The 7,871-nt window shown below is 64.9% G+C and carries 8 protein-coding genes; 6 read left to right on the top strand and 2 right to left on the bottom strand.

Annotated elements, in window-relative coordinates:
* Positions 1-184: 184 nt before the first annotated feature.
* The 6 genes from ACE3SN_RS08325 to yihA all read left to right on the top strand — a co-directional run bounded on the left by ACE3SN_RS08325 (position 185) and on the right by yihA (position 4,226).
* Positions 185-862 (top strand): alpha/beta hydrolase, encoded by a 678-nt coding sequence (locus ACE3SN_RS08325; protein ID WP_374529155.1) that lies wholly within the window; start codon positions 185-187, stop codon positions 860-862.
* A gap of 113 nt (positions 863-975) precedes the next feature.
* Positions 976-1,110, top strand: a complete 135-nt coding sequence (gene rpmH, locus ACE3SN_RS08320) for a 50S ribosomal protein L34 (RefSeq protein WP_011444236.1) — start codon at positions 976-978, stop codon at positions 1,108-1,110.
* 20 nt (positions 1,111-1,130) lie between these two features.
* Entirely contained in the window at positions 1,131-1,490 is a 360-nt protein-coding gene (rnpA, locus tag ACE3SN_RS08315) for a ribonuclease P protein component (RefSeq protein ID WP_374529154.1), read from the top strand.
* A gap of 13 nt (positions 1,491-1,503) precedes the next feature.
* A complete protein-coding gene (yidD, locus tag ACE3SN_RS08310) occupies positions 1,504-1,713 on the top strand; it encodes a membrane protein insertion efficiency factor YidD (RefSeq protein ID WP_374529153.1) in 210 nt (69 codons plus the stop codon).
* An 82-nt stretch (positions 1,714-1,795) separates the two neighbouring features.
* Positions 1,796-3,586 carry a membrane protein insertase YidC gene (gene yidC / locus ACE3SN_RS08305; RefSeq protein ID WP_374529152.1) on the top strand — a complete coding sequence of 597 codons (1,791 nt, stop codon included), beginning with the start codon at positions 1,796-1,798 and terminating at the stop codon, positions 3,584-3,586.
* Between the two features lie 4 nt (positions 3,587-3,590).
* On the top strand, positions 3,591-4,226 hold the full coding sequence (gene yihA / locus ACE3SN_RS08300) for a ribosome biogenesis GTP-binding protein YihA/YsxC (protein ID WP_374529151.1): 636 nt from the start codon (positions 3,591-3,593) through the stop codon (positions 4,224-4,226).
* Between the two features lie 3 nt (positions 4,227-4,229).
* Here yihA and ACE3SN_RS08295 read toward each other — a convergent pair whose 3' ends face one another.
* On the bottom strand, positions 4,230-5,585 hold the full coding sequence (locus ACE3SN_RS08295; RefSeq protein ID WP_374529150.1) for an alkaline phosphatase family protein: 1,356 nt from the start codon (positions 5,583-5,585) through the stop codon (positions 4,230-4,232).
* A 3-nt stretch (positions 5,586-5,588) separates the two neighbouring features.
* A complete protein-coding gene (locus ACE3SN_RS08290; RefSeq protein ID WP_374529149.1) occupies positions 5,589-7,856 on the bottom strand; it encodes a TonB-dependent receptor in 2,268 nt (755 codons plus the stop codon).
* Positions 7,857-7,871: the final 15 nt, after the last annotated feature.

Here is a 7,871-nt window from a genome sequence, read left to right as displayed (position 1 = left end):
AGCCCCAGATAGGCCACCGTCTGGACCAGTGCGACCAAGCAAACCCCCCGCAGAATCACGTAGTTGCACCTGATGGAACAGCCCGCCCGCGCTGTCCATCGTGACCGGCGCCATAATGGCGGAAACGCGGCCTTAACCTTTGGGCTTGTCACCCCGGTAAGGCCGCGCGCCGCATAATCCGGTCATGCGCCGGATCCTGTCCCTGCTGATGCCTCTGCTGGCCTTCACGGCAAGCCCGGTTGCCGCGCGCGACTTCGTAGTGACGGAGACGGTTTACGAGACTGTCGTGGTCGAGCCCGCCGGCTCCGACCGCTTCGTCAGTGCCGCGCCCGCAGCGATCCCTGCCGGCATTGCCAGCTTCGGCCCGTTCCGCGTGCTCGATCCGGGCCGCGCCGCGCTGGTCGATGTGACCGACACGTCCAGCCCCGCCCAGTTCGAGGCGATGCTGCGCGCCTATCCGGGGATCAGCCTGATCGAGATGATCGATTGCCCCGGCACCGAAGACGACCGCGCCAACCTGAAACTTGGCCGGATGATTCATGCGCGCGGGCTTTCGACCCACGTGCCCGATGGCGGATCGGTCCGGTCGGGCGGGGTCGAACTGTTCCTTGCGGGCAAGAGCCGGATTGCCGATCCGGGCGCCGAATTCGCGGTCCATTCCTGGGCCGACGAGGATGGCCTTGAAGCGCGTGACTATCCCGCTGACGCGCCCGAAAACCGCGCCTACATCGCCTACTACCGGGACATGGGCATGAGCGAACCCGAAGCGCGGAATTTCTATGCCATGACCAATTCCGTCCCCAACGACGATGCCCGCTGGCTAACCGCCGCCGACATGGGTCAATGGGTGCATCTCGACTGATGCCGTTTGTCCGTGCCGCGCTTGACTCTGCGGCGGCGCTCCGTTAACGGCCCGCCCCTGTAATGGCGTCGCTTGCCAAGGCGGCGTCTGTTTTGAATTTATTCGAGGTTACCATGAAGCGCACCTTCCAGCCCAGCCGCCTTGTCCGCGCCCGCCGCCATGGCTTCCGCGCCCGCACGGCCACCGTCGGCGGCCGCAAGGTTCTGGCCGCTCGCCGCGCCCGCGGCCGCAAGAAGCTGTCGGCCTGACCGAATCACCGAAATTGCCCGTGCTTACCCGCCGGGCCGATTTCCTTGCCGCAAACCGGGGCCTGCGCGTGTCGCGCCCCGGTTTTGTGCTGCTTGTGAACCCCAACAGCGCGGACACGATGCGGTTCGGGATCACCGTCACCAAGAAGATCGGCAATGCCGTGGTACGCAACCGCATGAAGCGCCGCTTTCGCGAGCTGCTGCGCGCGGTGCTGCCGACGGAAGGCCTGCCCGCCAGCGATCACGTGCTGATCGGCCGCGAAGGCGGGATCGAGCGCGATTTCGGCCAGCTGCGCGAGGAACTGTCCGCCGCGCTTGCCCGCGCCCGCGAAGGCAAGGGCGACAAGCGCCGCCCCCGCGGCGCAGGGCCGCGCAAGTGATTGCCCCCCGGCCATGAAGCGCATCCTGATTCTGATTGCGCGGGGCTGGCAACTTGGCCCTTCGCGCATCCTTCCGCCCTCGTGCCGCTATGCGCCTTCGTGCTCGCAATACGCGATTGAAGCGATCGAAAAGCATGGCGCGATTAAGGGTGGCTGGCTCGCCACTAAGCGTATAATGCGCTGCCATCCGTGGGGAGGTCACGGCTATGACCCGGTGCCTTGAGGTCCTGTACCCAAGGCAGCGGGTTGATCCGGTTCGTTTCCTTCCCATTTCACATCAAGTCATTTGAAGCAGGGGCCCCTTCGTGGACAACCAGAACCAGCGCAACCTGATCCTTGCGGTCGTGCTTACCGCAGTCATCCTGCTGGGATGGGAAGCGGGCATGCGCTATTTCTATCCCAATGCCGACAAGCCGCAGCCGGTGGCGGCGGCCAGCCCGACCCCTGGAACGGCGAATGCCCCCGCGCCGCAGGCAACCGCGACGGCCAAGCCGACCCGCGAAGGCGGCTTGGCGAGCGAAGCGGACCGCGCACTTGAAGCGCAGGACCTGGCCAGCGCCCTGAAGTCGCCGCAGCGCGTCGCGATCGACGCGCCGGGACTGACCGGCTCGATCAATCTGGTCGGCGGCGCGGTCGATGACCTCTCCACCAGGCGCCACACCGCCGCGCTAGACCAGCCAAACGAACTGCAGCGCATCTTCTCGCCCGCGGGCACCCCGGCGCAGCACTATGCCCAGTTCGGCTGGACCGGCGACAATGTCGCCCTGCCCAATGCGCAGACCGTGTGGACCGCCCCGGCCGGCGCGAAGCTGACGCCGAAGACCCCGGTACGCATAACCTGGGACAACGGCGCGGGCCTGACCTATGCGCTGACCTACGCGATCGACGACGATTACATGCTCACCGTCACCCAGACGGTCGCCAACAATGGCGCGGCCCCGGTTACCGTGAAGCCCGTCGCCCAGCTCAATCGCACCAGCAAGACCGCCAGCGTCAGCACCTGGAACGTCCATTCGGGCCCGTTCGGCGCGTTTGACGGCACCGTTTCATTCGATCCGAACTACAAGGATGTCGACAAGACCGGCACCGTGGCCAACGACGGCAAGGCGGACTGGCTGGGCTTTACCGATATCTACTGGATGACCACGCTGATCCCCGAAAAGGCGGACGCGACCAGCGACTTCCGCGCGCTGGGCAATGGCATCTACCTGGCCGACCTGTTCTATGCCCCGCAGGCGGTGGCGCCGGGCCTTTCGGCTACCCGCACCACCCGCCTGTTCGCGGGTGCCAAGGAATCGACCGTGCTCGACAAGTACGAAGCACAGGGCATTCCCAAGTTCGGTCTGGCGATCGACTGGGGCTGGTTCCGCTGGTTCGAAAAGCCGATTTTCTGGCTGCTGGGCTCGCTTTACAAGCTGGTCGGCAACTTCGGCGTGGCGATCATCCTGCTTACCCTGATCGTGCGCGGGGTAATGTTCCCGGTGGCCCAGCGCCAGTTCGCCTCGATGGCGGCGATGCGCGCCATCCAGCCCAAGATGAAGGCGCTGCAGGAACGCTACAAGGACGACAAGCCCAAGCAGCAGGAAGAGATCATGGCGCTCTACAAGAAGGAAGGCGTCAACCCGCTTGCGGGCTGTCTGCCGATCTTCCTGCAGATCCCGGTGTTCTTCGCGCTCTACAAGGTTCTGATCCTGTCGGTCGAAATGCGCCACAAGCCGTTCGCGCTGTGGATCCACGACCTGTCCGCGCCCGATCCGCTGCACATCCTCAACCTGTTCGGATTGCTGCCGTTCACCCCGCCCTCGTTCCTCGGGATCGGTTTGCTGGCACTGCTGCTGGGGATCACCATGTTCCTGCAGTTCAAGCTCAACCCGGCGGCGATGGACCCGGCACAGCAGCAGGTCTTCGCGATCATGCCGTGGATGATGATGTTCATCATGGCGCCGTTTGCCGCGGGCCTGCTGATCTACTGGATCACCTCGAACGTGCTGACGATCGCGCAGCAGGCCTATCTCTATTCCAAGCACCCGCAACTGAAGGTGCAGGCGGACAAGGCCGTCGTCGATCACGAGCGCGCCAAGAGCCGGAAGAACTGAGCCGATGGAGCAAGACGACCTCGCCGAACAGGCGCGCCGCCTGTTTTCGGGGCGCGTCGAATTCCTGAAGAGCGCGCCCTCGCTCAAGTTCCTGCCCGATCCCGATGCGCCGGAAATCGCCTTTGCGGGCCGTTCCAACGTGGGCAAAAGCTCGCTGCTCAACGCGCTGACCGGCCGCAAGTCGATCGCCCGCACCTCGGTCACGCCGGGGCGCACGCAGGAGCTGAACTTCTTCGAAGTGGGTGAACCCACTGTGTTCCGGCTGGTCGACATGCCGGGCTATGGTTTTGCCAAGGCCCCGCCCAAGGTGGTCGAACAGTGGAAGCGCACGGTGCGCGATTACCTGCGCGGGCGGCTGGTGCTGCGCCGCGTGCTGGTGCTGATCGATGCCCGCCACGGCCCCAAGCCGGTCGACATCGAGATGATGAAGATGCTGGACGAGGCCGCCGTGGGCTATCGCATCGTCCTGACCAAGGCAGACAAGATCAAGGCGACTGAACTGGAAGCCGTCCACGCCGCCACCCTGGCCGAAGCGCGCAAGCATTCGGCGGCCTTCCCCGAAGTGGCGATCACTAGCTCCGAAAAGGGCATGGGCATTGCAGAACTGCGCGCCGCCGTGCTGGGCGACGCGCTGATCTGAGCCTTAGCGCTTGGCCGAGAGGTCAAGCGGCGGCAGCTCCGCCCCATCCAGCTTCACATCGAGTACGCGCGCCAGCGTCGGCGCGATCGCCCGCATGTCGATCAGGCCGAGCGAGCGCCCTTTGGCAATGCCCGGACCGACGATCATGAACGTTGCCTGGAGGTGCTGCGCCTGCGGGAAATAGCCGTGGGTGCCCTTGTACTTGGGCACGCCAAACAGCGGGGCATTGGCCCCGGCAAAGCCCGCCGCGCTCCAGCCGGGCTGAAAATTCACGTAGAAGCTGGCCTGTGGGTTGCCGCCCATCCGCGCGATGTCGTCCTTGCCCGCGATCATGGCGATGCCACTGGCGGGATCGGCCTTGAGCCGCGCCAGCACGTCCGCGACCTTTGCGGCCAATGCCGCGTCGTCCGGCCGCGCCAGCACGATCGCTGCCGATCCGCCCGAAGGCCAGACCATCGCGTCCCAGCCGCTGACCTTGCCCTCGGCGTCGAGCCGGATCAGCCCGGCGTCGATGAAGGCCCGGAACAGGCTGGTTTCGTGAGAGATCGGCTCGAACCCGTGATCGCTGACGAGCGCGACGGTCGCATCCGGGTGGGCCGCCAGTTCGGCCGCCATCACCTGGCCGACCAGGGCATCGATCCGTTCCAGCACGGCATGGGCGCCGGGCGTATCGGGACCGTCCATGTGCTGCTGGTGATCGAGCGCTGTGAAATAGACCGTCATGAAATCGGGATGGTGCCGCCCGATCAGGCTGACCGCGAAGGCCCCGCGATTCTCGTCCGCTTCGATGCTTTCGTCGATCCCGGCGGCATAGGTCAGGCCGGTCGCGCCTTCAAGCTCGGGGATCAGGCCCGGCGTCGCCAGCGCTGCGATCAGCTTAGCGTCATCGCCGTGGCCGGTGCGCCACAGCTGCGGCAGGTTCCAGGTGATCCCGGTGGCGCCGACACTGACCGGCCAGTGGACATTGCCCACGCTCAGCCCCTTCGCCCCGGCGGCCGACCAAAGGGTCGGCACCTTGATGTCGCTGGCATACCAGTACCAGCCGCCGGCGTTTATCTGCGCGGGATCGAAGGTGGTGTTGTTGACCACCCCGTGCTTTGCCGGGCTGGCCCCGGTGATCAGCGTGGTATGGCTGGGATAGGTCACCGTCGGCAGCACGCCGGCAACGCCCGTAGCATAGGCGCCATCGGCCATCATCCGCCGCAAGTTGGGCAGCTTGAGGCCGCGCTTTTCGGCTTCCAGGATGCCTCCCGGTCGCAATCCGTCGATCGAGATCATCAGTACCGGGCTGGCCTGAGCCGCTGCTGGAAGGACAGCGGCGGCGGTGACCAGCGAAAGGGCAAAGAACGCGGCCTTCATGGCTTAGAACCCTGCCTTGAGGGTGACGAAGAACTGCTGCGGCGCGCCAACCAGCAGGGTCTGCCGGTCACCGCTGTTGCCAAAGCCGCCCGAACCAACCGTCGCGACGTACTGCTTGTCGAACAGGTTGTTCGCGTTGACCTGGATCTCGATCCCGTCGGTCAGGCGATAGCCCAGCGTGGCATCCACCAGCACGCGGCCCGGAACCGACTGGTCGTTGGTATAGGTGAAGTACCGCTTCGACATGTAGTTCGCGCCGATCCGGGCGAACACCGGGCCCTGATCATAGCTCAGTTCGCCGCGCAGCATGTGCTTGGGGCTGTCGACCACGGTCTTGCCCTTGATCGCGGCAAGCAGCATGCCCGATACCGAGTAGACGTCGTTGCGGTAGGTCGCGTCGGTGTAGCTGTACGAGGCGAACAGGCTGAAACCGGCGCCCAGCTTGACGTCGCCAGCAGCCTCGAAGCCGACCGAGCGGACCGAACCGACGTTCTGCAGTACCGAGGGGCTGCCCACGATGCTGGCGCCGCTCGATACCGACAGCAGGCGGTTGTGGAAGTTGACCAGGTAGACGCCGATCACACCGTTGAAGGTGCTGTCGTTGTAGCGCGCGCCCAGTTCATAAGTGTCCGAGCTTTCGGGCTTGAGCGAATCCTTGATCGCATTGAAGCCGGCCTGGGTGGTGCTGAACGGGCCGGTGGTGGTTGCCGACGCGAAGGCGCGCGAGGCCTGGGTAAAGCCGGCGAAGACTTCGCCGTGCGCGCCCAGCTTGTAGGTCATGCCGACATGCGGCTGGAACCAGTCCTCGGCCTTGATCTTGCCTTCGGGGAAGCTGGCCTGGACGACGGCCTTGGCGTTGTTTTCAACCCGGAAGCCCTTCCAGCCGAGATCGAGCTTGAGATCGCCGATCTGGACCTCGTCGCTGACGTGGTACTGCAGCGTCTCGGTCGCAAAGTTGAATTCCCACTGGGTATAGAACGGGTTCGAGGGGAAAGTGCGGAACGAGAGGCCCGGATCGGTCCGGCTGGCCAGGCCATAAAACCGGCGGGCCTGGTTGAAGTCGTTGTGTTCCCACCAGGCGCCGACATTGAGATGGTGGTTGCCGAGATCGATGTCGAAGTTGCCGAAGAAGCCATTGCGGTTGATGTCGTATTCGGTGGTACGGACCGAGATCGGCACGCCATTAGGGCTCGGCACGTAGGGCGTCGCCCAGAGCCCCATGCCCTTGTTGTGGTGATGGTACCACTTGACCGAAAGCTTGGCATTTTCACCGATAGGCGCGGTCACGCCCAGCGCCGCAACGGTGTCCTGACGCAGGCCCGAGGCATCGTAATAGGCATCGTCGACCGAGGTGACGTTGCCCGGATAGACCGTGCCGGCGGCCGCGTTCGACACCGGAGCCCCGGTATCGCCGCGATTGTTGCCGATATCGGCATAGAGGATCGCGCGGGCATAGTCGGGGAAGGTGTTGTCCCAGCTGTAACCGAGCCGGTTCAGCATATCGAGCGACATGTCCTGGTAGTCCTGCTCGGCGCGGTCCGAGAAGCTGTACCAGCCGTCGATGGTCGTAAGCCCGATCGGTACGACCAGCTTGGCGTTGACCATGTGCTGGTCCTGCTTGCCGTGGCCGCGATACTTGTCGGTCGTGCCATAGGCATAGGAAACGAAACCGCGCGCGCCGTCGGCGTTGCCCATGTTGAGACGCACAAAGGCGCGGGTCGTATTGTCGCTGCCATAGGTGGCATTGGCCTGGACGGCCAGGCGGTCGAGCGGATCGAGCGAGAAGGTTTCAACCGTGCCGCCAAGCGAGCTGGTCGACTGGGTGCCAACCGCGCCGCCGCCTTGCGCCACGCGCACACTGGCGATGTTTTCGGGGCTGACCACGCGGCTGATGTGCAGGCCGTTGTGGTTGCCATAGCTCATGTCGCCCAGCGGAATGCCATCGAAAGTGAAGCCCAGCTGGTTCTGGTTGAAGCTGCGGATGGTGACGCGGGCCGACCATTCATAGTTGCCGAAGGCGTCGGCCGACTGGATGTTGACGCTGGGCAGCTTTTCGATCGCGCGGATCGGGCTGGTGCCGGGGGCGAGCTGCTGGATCTCGTCGCCCTTCACTTCCTGGACCTGCTTGGTCTGGCCCTGGCCAAACACGACGATTTCGGAATCGGCCGAGGTATCGGCGCCAGTGTCGGCGGCATCAGCCGTATCGGCGGCAAAAGCGGCCTGCGGCAGGAAGGCAGCAGTAGTGAGCAGGAAAAGCGAGAATCGACGCATGGGTGCCCCCGTTGG

It is taken from the genome of Novosphingobium sp. (genome assembly GCF_041915465.1).
Classification (GTDB): Bacteria; Pseudomonadota; Alphaproteobacteria; order Sphingomonadales; family Sphingomonadaceae; genus Novosphingobium.
The sequence above is the reverse complement of the archived record's forward strand: the minus strand, read 5'-3'. Positions and strand labels throughout refer to the sequence as shown.